15 protein-coding genes and 1 tRNA gene are annotated in these 16,079 nt (G+C 60.0%); 14 read left to right on the plus strand and 2 right to left on the minus strand.

Translation table 11 applies throughout. The features are described 5' to 3' along the window. Position 1: 1 nt before the first annotated feature. The 6 genes from ispE to ychF all read left to right on the plus strand — a co-directional run bounded on the left by ispE (position 2) and on the right by ychF (position 4,572). Positions 2–853, plus strand: coding sequence for a 4-(cytidine 5'-diphospho)-2-C-methyl-D-erythritol kinase (ispE, locus tag GQ39_RS20390; protein ID WP_047533178.1), 852 nt, complete (start codon positions 2–4; stop codon positions 851–853). A 36-nt stretch (positions 854–889) separates the two neighbouring features. Continuing rightward, positions 890–964: transfer RNA gene (locus GQ39_RS20395), tRNA-Gln, on the plus strand. 46 nt (positions 965–1,010) lie between these two features. Beyond that, positions 1,011–1,952 carry a ribose-phosphate pyrophosphokinase gene (locus GQ39_RS20400; protein ID WP_003171603.1) on the plus strand — a complete coding sequence of 314 codons (942 nt, stop codon included), beginning with the start codon at positions 1,011–1,013 and terminating at the stop codon, positions 1,950–1,952. 141 nt (positions 1,953–2,093) lie between these two features. Beyond that, positions 2,094–2,696, plus strand: a complete 603-nt coding sequence (locus GQ39_RS20405) for a 50S ribosomal protein L25/general stress protein Ctc (protein ID WP_047533180.1) — start codon at positions 2,094–2,096, stop codon at positions 2,694–2,696. A 168-nt stretch (positions 2,697–2,864) separates the two neighbouring features. Continuing rightward, positions 2,865–3,449, plus strand: coding sequence for an aminoacyl-tRNA hydrolase (pth, locus tag GQ39_RS20410; RefSeq protein WP_047533182.1), 585 nt, complete (start codon positions 2,865–2,867; stop codon positions 3,447–3,449). A gap of 22 nt (positions 3,450–3,471) precedes the next feature. Next, positions 3,472–4,572, plus strand: a complete 1,101-nt coding sequence (gene ychF / locus GQ39_RS20415; RefSeq protein WP_047533184.1) for a redox-regulated ATPase YchF — start codon at positions 3,472–3,474, stop codon at positions 4,570–4,572. A gap of 129 nt (positions 4,573–4,701) precedes the next feature. Here the strand turns inward: ychF and GQ39_RS20420 are convergent, their stop codons facing one another. Further along, positions 4,702–5,478, minus strand: coding sequence for a DNA-binding transcriptional regulator (locus GQ39_RS20420; protein WP_047533187.1), 777 nt, complete (start codon positions 5,476–5,478; stop codon positions 4,702–4,704). A gap of 132 nt (positions 5,479–5,610) precedes the next feature. Between GQ39_RS20420 and GQ39_RS20425 the strand changes: the two genes are divergently transcribed. The 8 genes from GQ39_RS20425 to GQ39_RS20460 all read left to right on the plus strand — a co-directional run bounded on the left by GQ39_RS20425 (position 5,611) and on the right by GQ39_RS20460 (position 14,552). Beyond that, positions 5,611–7,269 carry a bifunctional 3-(3-hydroxy-phenyl)propionate/3-hydroxycinnamic acid hydroxylase gene (locus GQ39_RS20425; RefSeq protein WP_047533189.1) on the plus strand — a complete coding sequence of 553 codons (1,659 nt, stop codon included), beginning with the start codon at positions 5,611–5,613 and terminating at the stop codon, positions 7,267–7,269. 1 nt (position 7,270) lies between these two features. Then, positions 7,271–8,221 (plus strand): 3-carboxyethylcatechol 2,3-dioxygenase, encoded by a 951-nt coding sequence (gene mhpB, locus GQ39_RS20430; protein WP_047533191.1) that lies wholly within the window; start codon positions 7,271–7,273, stop codon positions 8,219–8,221. Positions 8,222–8,241: 20 nt separating this feature from the next. Beyond that, positions 8,242–9,105, plus strand: coding sequence for an alpha/beta fold hydrolase (locus GQ39_RS20435; RefSeq protein WP_047533193.1), 864 nt, complete (start codon positions 8,242–8,244; stop codon positions 9,103–9,105). Between the two features lie 14 nt (positions 9,106–9,119). Further along, positions 9,120–9,926 (plus strand): 2-keto-4-pentenoate hydratase, encoded by an 807-nt coding sequence (gene mhpD / locus GQ39_RS20440; protein WP_047533195.1) that lies wholly within the window; start codon positions 9,120–9,122, stop codon positions 9,924–9,926. A 32-nt stretch (positions 9,927–9,958) separates the two neighbouring features. Further along, complete coding sequence (locus tag GQ39_RS20445; RefSeq protein WP_167361793.1) at positions 9,959–10,894, plus strand: acetaldehyde dehydrogenase (acetylating); 936 nt, start codon at positions 9,959–9,961, stop codon at positions 10,892–10,894. Positions 10,895–10,904: 10 nt separating this feature from the next. Next, entirely contained in the window at positions 10,905–11,915 is a 1,011-nt protein-coding gene (gene dmpG, locus GQ39_RS20450; RefSeq protein WP_047528997.1) for a 4-hydroxy-2-oxovalerate aldolase, read from the plus strand. A gap of 85 nt (positions 11,916–12,000) precedes the next feature. Further along, positions 12,001–13,206: a 3-(3-hydroxy-phenyl)propionate transporter MhpT gene (gene mhpT, locus GQ39_RS20455; RefSeq protein ID WP_047533197.1), complete on the plus strand. Its 1,206-nt coding sequence runs from the start codon at positions 12,001–12,003 to the stop codon at positions 13,204–13,206. 74 nt (positions 13,207–13,280) lie between these two features. Beyond that, on the plus strand, positions 13,281–14,552 hold the full coding sequence (locus tag GQ39_RS20460; protein ID WP_047533200.1) for an OprD family porin: 1,272 nt from the start codon (positions 13,281–13,283) through the stop codon (positions 14,550–14,552). 193 nt (positions 14,553–14,745) lie between these two features. Here the strand turns inward: GQ39_RS20460 and GQ39_RS20465 are convergent, their stop codons facing one another. Then, positions 14,746–15,963: an MFS transporter gene (locus GQ39_RS20465; protein ID WP_047533203.1), complete on the minus strand. Its 1,218-nt coding sequence runs from the start codon at positions 15,961–15,963 to the stop codon at positions 14,746–14,748. Positions 15,964–16,079: the final 116 nt, after the last annotated feature.

The raw sequence follows: 16,079 nt of genomic DNA on the forward strand, positions 1-16,079 counted from the left end.
CATGCCTGCCAGTCGCCTGACCCTGCCCTCCCCGGCCAAGCTCAACCTGATGTTGCACATTCTCGGTCGCCGCGAAGACGGCTACCACGAGTTGCAGACGCTGTTTCAGTTTCTCGACTATGGCGATGAAATCACCTTCGCCGTGCGCGATGACGGCGTCATTCATTTGCACACCGCGTTCGAAGGTGTCCCCCATGACAGCAACCTGATCGTCAAAGCGGCGAAAAAACTTCAGGAGCAATCCGGTTGCACGCTCGGCATTGATATCTGGATCGACAAAGTTTTGCCCATGGGCGGTGGAATCGGTGGCGGCAGTTCGAATGCCGCGACGACCTTGCTTGGCCTCAATCATCTCTGGCAATTGGGCTGGGATGAAGATCGGCTGGCCGCACTGGGCCTGACACTGGGCGCCGATGTCCCGGTTTTCGTGCGCGGCCACGCGGCTTTCGCCGAAGGCGTGGGGGAGAAACTGACCCCGGTAGACCCGGAAGAACCGTGGTATCTGGTGCTGGTGCCGCAAGTATCTGTAAGTACGGCAGAAATTTTTTCCGATCCGTTGTTGACACGTAACTCGCCGCCCATTAAAGTGCGCCCCGTTCCCAAGGGAAACAGTCGAAATGACTGCTTGCCGGTAGTAGCAAGGCGTTATCCAGAGGTACGTAACGCATTGAATTTGTTAGGTAATTTTACCGAAGCAAAACTCACCGGAACTGGAAGTTGTGTGTTTGGGGGCTTCCCAAGCAAAGCTGAAGCTGATAAAGTCTCGGCCCTTCTTACAGAGACCCTTACAGGGTTTGTAGCAAAAGGAAGCAACGTTTCGATGTTGCATCGCAAGCTGCAAAGTCTGCTCTAAAGGAATCGATTACTGGGTAATCGTTGCAACAGATACAGGGGCGTCGCCAAGCGGTAAGGCAGCAGGTTTTGATCCTGCCATGCGTTGGTTCGAATCCAGCCGCCCCTGCCATTTTCCTATACTCATCCAGGTTACCCTCAGCCTTCAGGTACTGCGCGTGTCCAAGATGATGGTCTTTACGGGGAACGCTAACCCCGATCTGGCTCGGCGTGTCGTACGTCAGCTGCATATCCCTCTCGGTGACATCTCTGTCGGTAAATTTTCCGACGGCGAAATTACAGCCGAGATCAATGAAAACGTCCGCGGTAAAGACGTTTTCATTATTCAGCCGACTTGCGCTCCGACCAACGATAACCTGATGGAACTGGTAGTGATGGCTGATGCCTTCCGCCGCTCCTCGGCTACTCGTATCACTGCTGTTATTCCTTACTTTGGTTATGCCCGTCAGGATCGCCGTCCGCGTTCCGCACGTGTGGCTATCAGCGCGAAAGTCGTCGCTGACATGCTTACCGTAGTCGGCATCGACCGTGTTCTCACGGTTGATCTGCATGCTGACCAAATCCAGGGTTTCTTCGATATTCCGGTAGATAACATCTACGGCTCCCCGGTTCTGGTGGATGACATTGAAGATCAGCGCTTCGAAAACCTGATGATCGTGTCCCCGGACATTGGTGGCGTCGTGCGTGCACGTGCCGTTGCCAAATCCCTGGGCGTGGATCTCGGAATCATCGACAAACGCCGTGAGAAAGCCAATCACTCTGAAGTGATGCATATCATCGGTGATGTCGAAGGGCGTACCTGTATTCTGGTCGATGACATGGTCGATACCGCCGGCACCCTGTGCCACGCGGCCAAGGCCCTGAAAGAGCATGGCGCTGCCAAGGTTTTCGCCTACTGCACGCACCCTGTGCTGTCGGGTCGGGCGATCGAAAACATTGAAAATTCCGTGCTGGACGAGCTGGTGGTGACCAACACCATTCCGCTGTCCGCTGCAGCACAAGCCTGTGCGCGTATCCGTCAACTGGATATCGCACCGGTAGTTGCCGAGGCGGTACGCCGCATCAGCAATGAAGAATCGATCAGCGCGATGTTCCGCTAAGGGCCCTGCCCTTCTCGAACATCTCGTTGACGAAAAGCGCCCCGCCCCGGCATTCCTGTCGGGGCGGGGCTTTTTTGCCCATATCGCCTTTAGCGCTGGTCGCAAACGCTGGGGCGAATGTGGTTATTTTGGAGATACAACATGAACGATTTTACTCTGAATGCTGAAGTGCGTTCCGACCTGGGGAAAGGTGCGAGCCGCCGCCTGCGTCGTCTCGCAAGCCTGGTTCCAGCTGTAGTTTACGGTGGCGAAAAAGCCCCTGAATCCATCAGCATGCTGGCTAAAGAAGTTGCCAAACTGCTCGAAAACGAAGCGGCTTACAGCCACATCATCGAGCTGAACGTTGGTGGCACCAAGCAAAACGTAATCATCAAGGCTCTGCAGCGTCACCCGGCCAAAGGCCACGTGATGCACGCTGACTTCGTACGCGTAGTGGCCGGCCAGAAGCTGACTGCTGTCGTTCCAGTGCACTTCATCAACGAAGCTGCCCCGGTGAAGAAAGGCGGCGAGATTTCGCACGTTGTTGCTGAAATCGAAGTGTCCTGCCTGCCAAAAGACCTGCCTGAATTCATCGAAGTTGACCTGGCTAACGCCGAAGTCGGCTCGATCATTCACCTGTCCGACATCAGCGCTCCTAAAGGCGTTGAGTTCGTTGCTCTGGCTCACGGTAACGACCTGGCTGTTGCCAACGTTCACGCTCCACGTGTTGCTCCAGAAGCTACCGAAGAAGGCGCAGCAGAGTAATTTCACTCTGTTCGCCGGAGTGACGGAAACATCGCGGACTGGAACGTAGCGAGAAAGCGGGCGAGAACGCGGAGTTTACATAATGGTAAATGAGCAACTTTCGTCCACTTTCGCCGCGCTCTCCACTTGCGGCGATGTTATCCACCACTCCTAGGAAGGGCCCCTATCGTGACTGCCATTAAACTGATCGTTGGCTTGGGAAATCCAGGCGCAGAATACGAACAGACCCGGCATAACGCAGGGGCCCTTTTTGTTGAGCGCATCGCGAACGCACAAGGCGTAAACCTTGTGGCCGATCGCAAATATTTCGGCCTGACCGGGCGCTATACGCACCAGGGTCAGGATGTTCGTCTGCTGATTCCCACCACCTACATGAACCGTAGCGGCCAGGCCGTAGCGGCACTCGCCGGATTCTTCCGCATCAAGCCCGAAGAGATCCTGGTGGCGCACGACGAACTCGACCTGCCTCCGGGCGTCGCCAAGCTCAAACAGGGCGGCGGCCATGGCGGTCACAACGGGTTGCGCGACATCATCGCGCAACTGGGCAATCAGAATACCTTTCACCGCTTGCGGCTTGGCATTGGCCACCCGGGCGTTGCCAGTATGGTTTCAAATTTCGTCCTGGGTCGTGCGCCACGCGCCGAACAGGAAAAACTCGATGCCAGCATCGACTTTGCCCTCGGCGTGCTGCCGGATATCCTCGCCGGTGAATGGAACCGCGCGATGAAAAACCTGCACAGCCAGAAGGCCTGACTCTTATCCGAGGGGAAACACCATGGGATTCAATTGCGGCATCGTCGGCCTGCCTAACGTCGGCAAGTCCACCCTGTTCAACGCCCTGACCAAATCCGGTATCGCGGCCGAGAACTTCCCCTTCTGCACCATCGAGCCCAACAGCGGTATCGTGCCGATGCCTGACCCGCGCCTGGAAGCCCTGGCCGCGATCGTCAATCCGAAGCGCATCCTGCCGACCACCATGGAATTCGTCGATATCGCCGGCCTGGTGGCTGGTGCGTCGAAAGGTGAAGGCCTGGGCAACAAATTCCTGGCCAACATCCGCGAAACCGATGCCATCGCCCACGTGGTCCGCTGCTTCGAAGACGAGAACGTGATTCACGTCTCCAACAGCGTCGACCCGAAACGCGACATCGAAATCATCGACCTGGAACTGATCTTCGCCGACCTCGACAGCTGCGAGAAGCAACTGCAGAAAGTCGCGCGCAACGCCAAGGGTGGTGACAAGGACGCTGTGGTCCAGAAAGGCCTGCTGGAGCAATTGATCGCTCACTTCACCCTGGGCAAGCCTGCGCGCAGCCTGATGAAGAACATGAGCACCGACGAAAAGGCGGTCATCAAGGGCTTCCACCTGCTGACCACCAAGCCGGTCATGTACATCGCCAACGTTGCTGAAGACGGTTTCGAAAACAACCCGCACCTGGACGTGGTGAAAGCCATTGCCGAAGAAGAAGGCGCCATGGTTGTACCGGTCTGCAACAAGATCGAAGCAGAAATCGCCGAACTTGAAGACGGTGAAGAGAAAGACATGTTCCTCGAAGCCCTGGGCCTCGAAGAGCCAGGCCTGAACCGCGTGATCCGCGCTGGCTACGAGATGCTGCACCTGCAGACCTACTTCACCGCCGGTGTCGAAGAAGTCCGCGCCTGGACCGTCCGCGTCGGTGCCACCGCTCCGCAAGCGGCTGGCGTGATCCACACCGACTTCGAAAAAGGCTTCATCCGTGCCGAAGTCATCGCCTACAACGACTTCATCCAGTACAAGGGTGAGGCCGGTGCCAAGGAAGCTGGTAAATGGCGCCTGGAAGGCAAGGACTACATCGTCAAGGACGGCGACGTGATGCACTTCCGCTTCAACGTGTAATGGGTGCCGTGGATATCCACGGAACTCGATAGACGAAAAATCCCCGTAATCACTCGCTGATACGGGGATTTTTGCGTCTTGTAAGGGCTGAATCGAGCAGCACCGCAGAGCACGCAGAGCGCCCCCACACTACGCCAATTGAGCCCTGATTTTTTGCACCACGCCTTGCATCGCCGGCAGATACCGGCGGGCGGCTTCCTCAACCGACATCGCCTTGGCGATATAAACCAGATTCAGGCAACCCATCACCCGCTCCTCGTGCTCAACCGGAATCGCGATGGCAGCAATTTTGCGTTCCTGGCCCCAGTGGGAATTGTTTTCGCCATAGCCCTTGCCGAGAGTGTGCTCCACCAACCGGTCGACAAAGCCACGATCCGCCGCCAGCGCCGACTGCTCATCTTCGCGGCTGATCATCAACTCAATCAGCTCTTCGCGCTCAGCCGGGGGGCAGAACGCAAAGTACGCACGCCCAGTGGCCGTCATGAGCAACGGTAAGCGCCGACCGACCATGGAGCGGTGAAATGACAGGCGACTGAATCGATGAGTGGTCTCGCGAATCACCATGGCGTCGCCGTCCAGCGTGCACAGGTCGGTTGGCCAGACAACTTGTTGCAGCAGCTCGCCAAGCAGCGGTGCGGCAATCGAAGAGATCCATTGCTCGTCGCGAAATCCCTCGCTCAGCTCGCGGACTTTCAACGTCAGGCGATAGCTGTCATCCGACTCACTGCGTCGCACGTAACCCTCGGTTTGCAAGGTCTCCAGCAATCGACGAACCGTGGTGCGATGTAGCCCGCTTTGCTCGGCCAACTGCGCCGTAGTAGCCCCGCCATCGAAACGATTCAAGCCATTGATCAGGGCCAAACCGCGCATTAGCCCACGAACGGCCTTGTATTCTGTTTCGCTCATGGAGGCTCCATTTTTCTATCAATCAAGGCTGTGCACCTGGTGCACACTAGCAAGGGTTTTCGTTGTCCACCAGCTACCTGATTTCCATACTGCGCCCAACAAGAAATCCAAAAGCGCTGTACGGAGATACCCATGAGTCTTGCACCCACTCCTTCCACGGTGGAGCTGAGCACCGACGTTGCCATCGTCGGCGCCGGCCCTGTCGGCCTGATGATTGCCAATTACCTGGGGCAATGTGGCGTGAACGTCACATTGGTGGAAAAGCTCGACAGCCTGATCGACTACCCCCGTGCCATCGGCCTGGACGATGAAAGCCTGCGTTCTTTCCAGTCCGTCAGTCTGGCCGACAAGGTGCTGCCGCATACCACGCCCTGGCACGCCATGCGTTTCCTGACGCCCAAGGGTCGCTGCTTTGCCGATATTCAACCTAAAACCGACGAGTTCGGCTGGTCTCGGCGCAACGCGTTCATTCAACCCTTGGCCGACCGGGTACTGTTCGAAGGCCTGCAGCGTTTCAACAACGTCAAGGTACTGTTCAGCCGTGAGCTCAGCAGTTTTGAGCAAAGCGACAGCGCGGTGGTGCTCAACCTCACGGATCAGAACGGCCGCAACGAACGCCTGAATGCCCGTTACCTGATCGGTTGCGACGGCGGTAACAGCCTGGTGCGGCGCAGCCTGGACATCAGCTTCGAAGGCAAGACCGCGCCGAATCAATGGATCGTCGTCGACATTGCCAATGACCCGTTGAGCACACCCCACGTTTATCTGTGCTGCGACCCGGTGCGCCCTTACGTTTCCGCCGCCCTGCCCCATGGCGTGCGTCGTTTCGAGTTCATGGTCATGCCCGGTGAAACCGAAGCCGAGCTGAGCAAACCGGAAAACATGCGCAAGCTGCTGGGCAAGGTGCTGCCGAACCCGGACAACATCGAACTGATCCGCAGCCGCGTCTATACCCATAACGCTCGTCTGGCCGGTCGGTTCCGTCAGGGCCGGGTGCTGCTGGCCGGCGATGCCGCGCACATCATGCCGGTATGGCAAGGCCAGGGTTACAACAGCGGCATGCGCGACGCGTCCAACCTGGCGTGGAAACTGTCGCTGGTGATCAAGGGCCTGGCCGCCGACAGCCTGCTCGACAGCTACGAACAGGAACGCCGCGACCATGCCAAGGCGATGATCGACCTTTCGGTGCTCGCCGGCCATGTGCTGGCGCCGCCGAAACGCTGGCAAGGCACCCTGCGCGATGGTGTGTCCTGGCTGCTCAATTACGTGCCGCCGGTCAAACGTTACTTCCTGGAAATGCGCTTCAAACCAATGCCGCAATACACCCGGGGCGCCTTGATCGTGCCGAGTGAAAAGGGCTCGCCAACAGGCAAGATGTTCATTCAACCGCAGGTGTTGACCGACGCCGGCACCACGGTGTTGCTGGATGAAGTGATCGGCGAAAACTTTGCGATTATCGCCTGGGGCTGCGATCCGACCTGGGGCCTGACGGCAGCGCAAATTACGCAATGGAAAAACCTGGGCACGCGCTTTATTCAAGTGTTGCCGGACGTCCAGCTCAGAGCTCCGAGCGATGCCGGCGACGACGTGATCCGCGTGGGTGACAGCAGCGGCCGGTTGAGAGAATGGTTCGCTCGCGGCAATTCGTCCATCGCCCTGGTACGCCCCGACCGCTTCGTCGCCGGAGTGGCCATCCCCCAAACCGTTGGCCAGGCCTGCGATGAATTGGCCCGGGCGCTCAAAGTCCTGCCACAAACCGCTGCGAACGCTGTTGTCAGCAAGGTCGCTTGAGATGAGCGCCTATCTGCATTGTTTGTCTCACACGCCATTGGTGGGCTACGTCGATCCTGAACCGCACGTGTTGGCCGAAGTCGATGCCGTGATCAGCGATGCTCGCGAACGCATCGCCCGCTTCGACCCGCAGCTGGTGGTGTTGTTCGGACCGGACCATTACAACGGCTTTTTCTACGACGTGATGCCGGCCTTTTGCATCGGCATGGCGGCCGACGCCATCGGTGATTTCGACACCGCCGCCGGCCCCCTGGACGTGCCTAAAGCGCTGGCTGAATCTTGCGCCAAGGCTGTGCTGGATGCCGGTGTCGACGCTGCGGTGTCTTATCGCATGCAGGTCGACCATGCCTTCGCGCAGCCGCTGGAACTGTTGCTCGGCGGCTTGCAGGGCTGTCCGGTGATTCCGGTGTTTATCAACTCCGTGGCCGTGCCCCTGCCTGGCTTCAATCGCGCCCGAATGCTGGGTGAGGCGATTGGCCAATGGGCGAAGTCGTTGAATAAGCGCGTGCTGTTTCTGGCCTCCGGCGGCCTGTCCCATCAGCCACCGGTACCGGAACTGGCCAAGGTCGATGCGCGTATGGCTGACCGTCTGATGGGCAGCGGGCGTCAGCTACCCGCCGATGAACGACAGGCACGCCAGAACCGGGTCATTCAAGCCGCCCGAGACTTCGTCGAAGACCCGCACAGCCTGCACCCCCTGAACCCGACGTGGGATCAGCAGTTTCTCGACACCCTCGAACAGGGCCGTATGAGCGACCTCGACAGCCTGAGCAATGACGAATTGTCGGCGCTGGCCGGCAAGTCTACCCACGAAGTGAAAACCTGGGTCGCCGCCTTCTGCGCCCTCAGTGCTTTCGGCCCCTATCAGACCGAAGGCCGCTACTACCGCCCGATTCCCGAGTGGATTGCAGGCTTCGGTGCCCTTGGCGCACAGCCGCTGAACAATCACTAATGAATTCAAGGAACACTGCCATGACAGCCACTGCATTCAGTGAAGCTTCCACCAGCCGCTTTGCCCGTATCAAGGAAGGCGACCTGGACCTGCAACTGCACTACAACGACCTTGGCGAAGGTGCCGAAACCGTGGTCATGCTGCACGGCTCCGGGCCGGGCGCCAGCGGCTGGGCCAACTTCAATCGCAATATCGAGCCGCTGGTGAATGCCGGTTTCCGCGTGATCCTGATGGACTGCCCGGGCTGGAGCAAAAGCGACACGATCATCAGTGAAGGCTCGCGCTCGAACCTCAATGCACAAGCGCTCAAGGGCCTGCTCGATGTGCTGGACCTGGACCGCGTGCACATCATCGGCAACTCGATGGGCGCCCACAGCACCGTGGCCTTCGCCCTGGAATACCCTGAGCGGATCGGCAAACTGATCCTGATGGGCGGCGGCACCGGCGGCCCGAGCGCCTTCGTTCCCCAGCCCACCGAAGGCATCAAACTGATCGGCGCGCTGTACCGCGATCCGACCATCGAGAACTTGAAGAAGATGATGAACGTCTTCGTTTTCGATGCCAGCGGCCTGACCGACGAACTGTTCCAGACCCGCCTGGACAACATTCTGTCGCGCCGCGATCACCTGGAAAACTTCGTCAAGAGCAGCACGATCAACCCCAAGCAATTTCCGGATTTCAGCCACCGCCTGCACGAAATCAGCGCCGACACTCTGCTTGTCTGGGGCCGCGAGGACCGCTTCGTGCCCATGGACACTGGCTTGCGCCTGCTGGCCGGCCTGCCCAAGGCGCAGTTGCATGTATTCAACCGTTGCGGCCACTGGGCGCAGTGGGAACACGCCGAGAAGTTCAACCGTATGGTCCTGGACTTCCTGACCCACTGATCATCGAGGCTGAAATGAATCTGACTCAAGACACACTGCAACAACTCGCCGCTGATCTGCGCCAGGCCGAAGCCCATGGCGAAGCCATCGGGCCGCTGCGCGAGCAGATCGGTGAAGACAACGCCGAAGCCGCGTATGCCATCCAGCGCCTCAACGTCGACCACGGCGTGGCCAACGGGCGCCGCGTGGTTGGCCGCAAGATCGGCCTGACCAATCCCAAGGTCCAGGCCCAGCTGGGCGTGGGCCAGCCAGACTTCGGTACGCTCTTCGCTGACATGTGCTACGGCGACAATGAAACCGTGCCAGTGGGCCGCGTGCTGCAACCAAAGATCGAGGCTGAAATCGCCCTGATCCTCGAACACGATCTGCCCCGCGCCGACACCACCTTTGCCGACGTGATGGCGGCCACAGGCTGGGTCGTCCCGGCGCTGGAAATCGTCGGCAGTCGGGTCCAGGGCTGGAACATCCGCTTCGTCGATACCGTGGCTGACAACGCCTCCAGCGGCTGCTTCGTCCTGGGTGGGCCGGCTCGACGTATCGATGGGCTCGACCTGCGCCAGGCCAGCATGCGCATGACCCGCAATGGTGAAGACGTGTCCAGCGGCAGCGGTGCCGAATGCCTCGGCCATCCGCTCAATGCGGCCGTCTGGCTGGCCTGCACCATGGCTCGCCTGGACGATCCGCTACGGGCGGGCGACATCATTCTCACCGGTGCGCTGGGGCCGATGGTCGCAGTAGCCGCCGGTGATCGGTTCGAGGCCGAGATCGAAGGCATCGGCCGGGTCGGTGTGAATTTCTCGGTAGACAGTCGCGCCGAGTGATCGGCGACTTGCGTGCACATGAGGCAACAATAATGAACAAACTCAAAGTCGCCATCATCGGCTCCGGCAACATCGGCACCGACCTGATGATCAAGATCCTGCGTAACGCCAAGCACCTGGAAATGGCGGTGATGGTCGGCATCGACCCGGCCTCCGACGGTTTGGCCCGCGCCCAGCGCATGGGCGTGGCCACCACCCACGAAGGCGTCGAAGGCCTGACCCGCATGGACGTGTTCAAGGACATCGACTTCGTCTTCGATGCCACCTCGGCCGGTGCCCACGTGAAGAACGACGCGTTCCTGCGCTCGATCAACCCCGGCATTCGCCTGATTGACCTGACGCCCGCCGCCATCGGCCCGTACTGCGTGCCGGTGGTCAATCTGGAGCAGAATCTGGATCAGCTCAACGTCAACATGGTCACCTGCGGCGGCCAGGCGACCATCCCGATGGTCGCGGCGGTGTCGCGGGTGGCCAAGGTGCATTACGCCGAAATCGTCGCCTCGATCGCCAGCAAATCCGCCGGTCCCGGCACCCGCGCCAACATCGACGAATTCACCGAAACCACCTCCAAGGCCATCGAAGTCATCGGCGGCGCGGCCAAGGGCAAGGCGATCATCGTGATGAACCCGGCCGAGCCGCCGCTGATCATGCGCGACACGGTGTTCGTGTTGTCCGAAGCAGCGGATCAGGCACTGGTCGAAGCGTCCATCGTCGAAATGGCGGCCGCCGTGCAGGCCTACGTGCCGGGTTATCGCCTCAAGCAAAAAGTGCAGTTCGACGTGATTCCCGACGACGCACCGTTGAACATCCCCGGCCTCGGAACATTCTCCGGCCTGAAGACCTCGGTGTTCCTCGAAGTCGAAGGCGCCGCCCATTACCTGCCGGCCTACGCCGGTAATCTCGACATCATGACCTCCGCTGCCTTGGCCACCGCCGAGCGCATGGCGCAGTCGATGCAACAGGCCTGAGGAGAGCGACATGAACGGTAAGAAAATCTACATCTCCGACGTGACCCTGCGCGACGGCAGCCATGCGGTGCGTCATCAGTATTCCCTGCAAAACGTGCAGGACATTGCGCGCGCCCTGGACAAGGCGAAAGTCGACTCGATCGAAGTCGCCCACGGCGATGGCCTGCAAGGGTCGAGCTTCAACTATGGCTTCGCCGCGCACACCGATCTGGAATGGATCGAAGCGGCGGCCGATGTGATCAGTCACGCGAAAATCACGACGTTGCTGCTGCCTGGCATCGGCACGGTGCATGACCTGAAGGCGGCCTACAACGCCGGAGCCCGAGTGGTGCGCATCGCCACCCATTGCACCGAAGCCGACGTGTCGAAACAGCACATCGAATACGCCCGCGAGCTGGGCATGGACACCGTCGGTTTCCTGATGATGAGCCACATGATCCCGGCCGAGCAGCTCGCCGCCCAGGCCAAGTTGATGGAAAGCTACGGCGCGACCTGCGTGTACATGGCCGACTCGGGCGGCGCGATGAACATGCAGGACATCCGTGATCGCTTCCGTGCCTTTAAAGCCGTGCTCAAACCGGAAACCGAAACCGGCATGCACGCGCACCACAACCTGTCGCTCGGCGTGGCCAACTCGATCACGGCCGTCGAGGAAGGCTGCGACCGCATCGACGCCAGTCTTGCCGGCATGGGGGCGGGGGCCGGCAACGCGCCGCTGGAAGTGTTCATCGCCGCCGCCGAGCGCCTGGGCTGGAACCACGGCACCGACCTGTACACGCTGATGGACGCCGCGGACGACATCGTGCGCCCGTTGCAGGATCGGCCGGTGCGGGTCGACCGCGAAACCCTGGCCCTGGGTTATGCCGGGGTCTATTCGAGCTTCCTGCGCCACGCCGAAATCGCCGCGGCGAAGTACGGCCTCAAGACCCTCGACATCCTCGTCGAGCTGGGCAAGCGCCGGATGGTCGGAGGCCAGGAAGACATGATCGTCGACGTGGCGCTGGATTTGCTCAAGCGCTGAACCCTGCTTCAACCCCGACTGGCCGCCCACGCAGCGGCCGGAAGGGCTTGCTTTGCCCATTACAACAATAAAACGGGTATTTCCCATGACATCGCTTAACGCCCTGACACCGTTATACATGGCACGGACCATCGGTCTGTGTTTCCTCGTTGCCCTGATGGAAGGCCTGGACCTGCAGGCCTCGGGGATCGCCGCCCAAGGTATGGCGGCGGCTTTCCAACTGGATAAATTACACATGGGCTGGGTCTTCAGCGCGGGCATTTTCGGCCTGCTGCCCGGTGCATTTCTCGGCGGTTTGCTGGCCGATCGCATTGGCCGTAAACGTGTGCTGATGGCGTCGGTCGCCCTGTTCGGACTGTTCTCGCTGGTCACGACCATGGCCTGGGACTTCAACAGCCTATTGGTTGCCCGCTGCCTCACGGGCGTCGGCCTGGGCGCCGCATTGCCTAACCTGATCGCGCTGAGCAGTGAAGTGGCTGGCCCGCGCCTGCGTGGCACGGCCGTGAGCCTGATGTATTGCGGCGTGCCCCTGGGCGCAGCGCTGGCTGCAAGCATTGGCATTGCCCAACTGGCCGGTGGCTGGCAAGTGGTGTTCTACGTCGGCGGCGTCGTGCCGTTGCTGATCGTGCCACTGCTGGGACTTTATCTGCCGGAATCAGCGGCGTTTCGCAGCGTCCGCGACGCCGCTCCGGTCGGCGTGGTCAGCGGCCTGTTCCGCAACGGCGCGGCATTGCCGACCGTGATGATCTGGGTCAGCTATTTCTTTACGCTCATGGTGGTTTACATCCTGATCAACTGGCTGCCGAGCCTGTTGATCGGCCAGGGCTTCAGTGGGGTTCAAGCAAGCTGGGTGATGCTGGCGCTGCAATTTGGCGCGGCGGCAGGCACGTTGTTGCTGGGCTGGGTCATGGATCGTCTGCCGGCCTGGGCATTGTCGGCGTTGATTTACCTCGGCATTCTCGCGTCCCTGACCGCCCTGGGCATGGTCAGTCAATTGCAAAGCATGCTGGTGGCCGGCTTCGTCGCCGGTTTCTTCGCCACGGGCGGGCAATGTGTGCTGTATGCCTTGGCACCGCATTTCTATCGTCCGTCAATTCGCGCCACGGGTGTCGGCAGCGCCGTCGCCATCGGCCGGCTGGGCGCGATGAGCGGCCCGCTGGTGGCCGGCAAAATGCTGGCACTGGGCACTGGCACTACCGGCGTGATGATGGCCTCGGCACCGGGCATCGTCATGGCGGCGCTGGCGGTGTTTTACCTGTCAGTACGCCGCAACCGCTCCCCCGCTGACTGACTCATCCGCTCTCTTCCCCCCGCGCCTCGATGGCGCGGGGCGTTATCCCTACAACAATAAAAGTGAACACTGCCATGCTCAGGAATTTTCTTCGGGCCTTCAGCGCCTGCACCTGCGTTTTGTCCATTGGCCAGGCTTGCGCCGCCGGTTTTGTCGACGACAGCCATGCCGATCTGGTGATGCGCAACTATTACTTCGATCGCAATTACATCAACGCCACGCCTCAGGCGGCTGCTCGCGAGTGGGCGCAGGGCTTCATTCTCAACATGCGGTCGGGTTATACCGAAGGGCCTGTCGGCTTCGGCCTGGACGCCCAGGGATTGCTGGGGGTGCGCCTGGACTCATCGCCTGACCGTACCGGGACCGGCCTGCTGCCGTACGACCCCACCACCCGCGAGCCGGCCAGCGAATATTCGGAGCTGGGCCTGACTGCCAAGGCCCGGGCGTCGAAGAGTGAGTTGCAACTGGGTACCATCAGCACGTTTCTGCCTATCGCCTTTGCCAGCCCTACCCGCTTGCTGCCGCAGACCTTCCGAGGCACGTACCTCAAGTCCCAGGAAATCGACAACCTGACCCTGCATGCCGGCTGGCTCGATCGCATCAACCTGCGCGATTCCACCAACTACCAGAAAATGTCGGTAGCCTCGCCTAACGGCCGCTTCAATGGCGCTGCCGAATCCGACCGTTTTACCTTCCTCGGCGGCGACTATGCCTGGTCGCCGCAACTGACGTTGAAGTACTACCACGCCGAACTGGCTGACCTTTACCGCAAGGACTTCTTCGGCTTCGTCGACAATCGTCCGATCGGCCCCGGCAGCCTGAAAAGCGACTTCCGCCTGTTCGTCACTGGCGAGGACGGCGCGGCCAAGGCGGGCCCCGTGGACAACCGCAATGCGGCACTGATGCTGACCTATGCCTTGGGTGCCCACAAATTCGGTGCCGGCTACATGCAACTGACCGGCAAGACCGCAATGCCCTACCTGTTCGGCACCGAGCCGTTAGTCATCACCGAAGGCACGCTGAGCTCCGAGTTTCTTAACCCCAAGGAGCGCAGCTGGCAGGTGCGCTATGACTACAACTTCATAGCCATTGGCTTGCCCGGGCTCAACGGCATGCTGCGCTATGTGAGTGGCGACAATATCGAGCTGCCCAAGCTGGGAGGCTCCAATCTGAAAGAGAGTGAGAAGGATATCGAGGTCAACTACGTGCTGCAGGGCACCCCCCTCAAAGGCCTGGCTCTGCGCGTGCGCAACGCGTGGTACCGCAATGATTTCGCCGCGCGGGCCAGTCACAGGGATGACAATGAGCTACGGGTAAACGTCGATTACACATGGAAGCTATGGTGAGCTCCCGTCCAGCGAATAGACGTGTGTTGAACGTTGCCACCCTGGCGAGTGCGGCCTGTCGAGCGCAACGCAACAGCCCTTGAAATGCACGACGCCCGATGCACCGCATCGGGCGTCAGGATGAAACCGGTGTAAACCTGTTTCACGACTGGACATGAAATACCGACCTGTTTGCCCGGCGGATCAGGTTGTATCAGGCCTTTTTGGTTCGCGGCAAAAAAATCGCCAGGACACCCAATAGCGGCAGGAACGAACACAGCCAATACACGTATTCGATACCGCGAATATCCGCCAGATGGCCCAGTAATGCCGCACCAATACCACCAAACCCGAACATCAGACCGAAGAACACCCCGGCAATCATCCCGACATTACCCGGGACCAGTTCCTGGGCGTATACCACGATGGCCGAGAACGCCGAAGCCAGAATGAAACCGATGACCACGCTGAGAATGCTGGTCCAGAACAGATCGACGTGCGGCAAAACCAGGGTGAACGGCGCGACACCCAGGATCGAAACCCAGATCACCGCCTTGCGCCCGATCTTGTCGCCGATCGGCCCACCGAAGAAGGTCCCCGCCGCGACCGCACCGAGAAACAGGAACAGGTGCAGTTGCGAGCTGGCCACCGACAGATCGAACTTTTCGATCAGGTAGAAGGTGAAGTAACTGGTGAAACTGGCCATGTAGAAATACTTGGAGAACACCAGCAGACCCAGCACCACCAACGCACTGATTACCCTGCCCCTGGACAAGCCATGCGTCGCGGCCTGACCCTGTTTGAGCTTGAACAGACTCAAGTGATTGGCGTACCAGCGGCTGATCCGGTAGAGCACGAACAGCGCAAACACGGCGAACAGACCGAACCAGGCCACGTGCCCCTGGCCATAGGGAATGATGATCGCTGCCGCCAGCAAGGGACCGAAGGCCGAGCCTGCGTTGCCGCCGACCTGAAAGGTCGATTGCGCCAGCCCGAACCGCCCGCCCGAGGCCAGTCGCGCCACGCGCGAAGCCTCCGGGTGAAAGGTCGAGGAACCGATACCGATCAGCCCCGCCGCCAGCAGAATCAACGGAAAGCTGCCGACCACCGACATCATCAGAATCCCGACCAGGGTGCAGACAGTGCCGGCGGGCAATAGCCATGGCTTGGGATGGCGATCGGTGTGATAACCGACCCAAGGCTGCAATAGCGAAGCGGTCAGTTGAAACGTCAGGGTGATCAAGCCGACCTGGGTGAACGTCAGGCCGTAATTGGCCTTGAGCATTGGATAAATCGACGGCAATACCGACTGGATCAGGTCATTGATCAGGTGCGCCAGCGCGACTGCGCCGATGACTCGCATGACCAGAGGACTGCTTTGTGAAGGAGCAGGCGCCGATGCAGCGGCGGACTGAACATTGCTGATAGCCATGAGAATTTCCGGACAACAAGTAAGTGCGCACAGGCAGGTGCGTCAATGTGCCATTTTTCGGTGCGACAGCGCCATCCCCTTAGCCTGCTAACGACTTTTATATTCATCGGAAAGAC

This window comes from Pseudomonas sp. 11/12A, from assembly GCF_000800055.1.
Classification (GTDB): domain Bacteria; phylum Pseudomonadota; class Gammaproteobacteria; order Pseudomonadales; family Pseudomonadaceae; genus Aquipseudomonas; species Aquipseudomonas mohnii.

Coding starts and splice junctions, on each gene's coding strand:
- ychF (WP_047533184.1), top strand. CDS start 3,472: ATGGGATTCAATTGCGGCATCGTCGGCCTGCCTAACGTCGGCAAGTCC.
- GQ39_RS20460 (WP_047533200.1), top strand. CDS start 13,281: ATGCTCAGGAATTTTCTTCGGGCCTTCAGCGCCTGCACCTGCGTTTTG.
- ispE (WP_047533178.1), top strand. CDS start 2: ATGCCTGCCAGTCGCCTGACCCTGCCCTCCCCGGCCAAGCTCAACCTG.
- GQ39_RS20465 (WP_047533203.1), bottom strand. CDS start 15,963: ATGGCTATCAGCAATGTTCAGTCCGCCGCTGCATCGGCGCCTGCTCCT.
- dmpG (WP_047528997.1), top strand. CDS start 10,905: ATGAACGGTAAGAAAATCTACATCTCCGACGTGACCCTGCGCGACGGC.
- mhpT (WP_047533197.1), top strand. CDS start 12,001: ATGACATCGCTTAACGCCCTGACACCGTTATACATGGCACGGACCATC.
- mhpD (WP_047533195.1), top strand. CDS start 9,120: ATGAATCTGACTCAAGACACACTGCAACAACTCGCCGCTGATCTGCGC.
- mhpB (WP_047533191.1), top strand. CDS start 7,271: ATGAGCGCCTATCTGCATTGTTTGTCTCACACGCCATTGGTGGGCTAC.
- GQ39_RS20445 (WP_167361793.1), top strand. CDS start 9,959: ATGAACAAACTCAAAGTCGCCATCATCGGCTCCGGCAACATCGGCACC.
- GQ39_RS20420 (WP_047533187.1), bottom strand. CDS start 5,478: ATGAGCGAAACAGAATACAAGGCCGTTCGTGGGCTAATGCGCGGTTTG.
- GQ39_RS20425 (WP_047533189.1), top strand. CDS start 5,611: ATGAGTCTTGCACCCACTCCTTCCACGGTGGAGCTGAGCACCGACGTT.
- GQ39_RS20405 (WP_047533180.1), top strand. CDS start 2,094: ATGAACGATTTTACTCTGAATGCTGAAGTGCGTTCCGACCTGGGGAAA.
- GQ39_RS20435 (WP_047533193.1), top strand. CDS start 8,242: ATGACAGCCACTGCATTCAGTGAAGCTTCCACCAGCCGCTTTGCCCGT.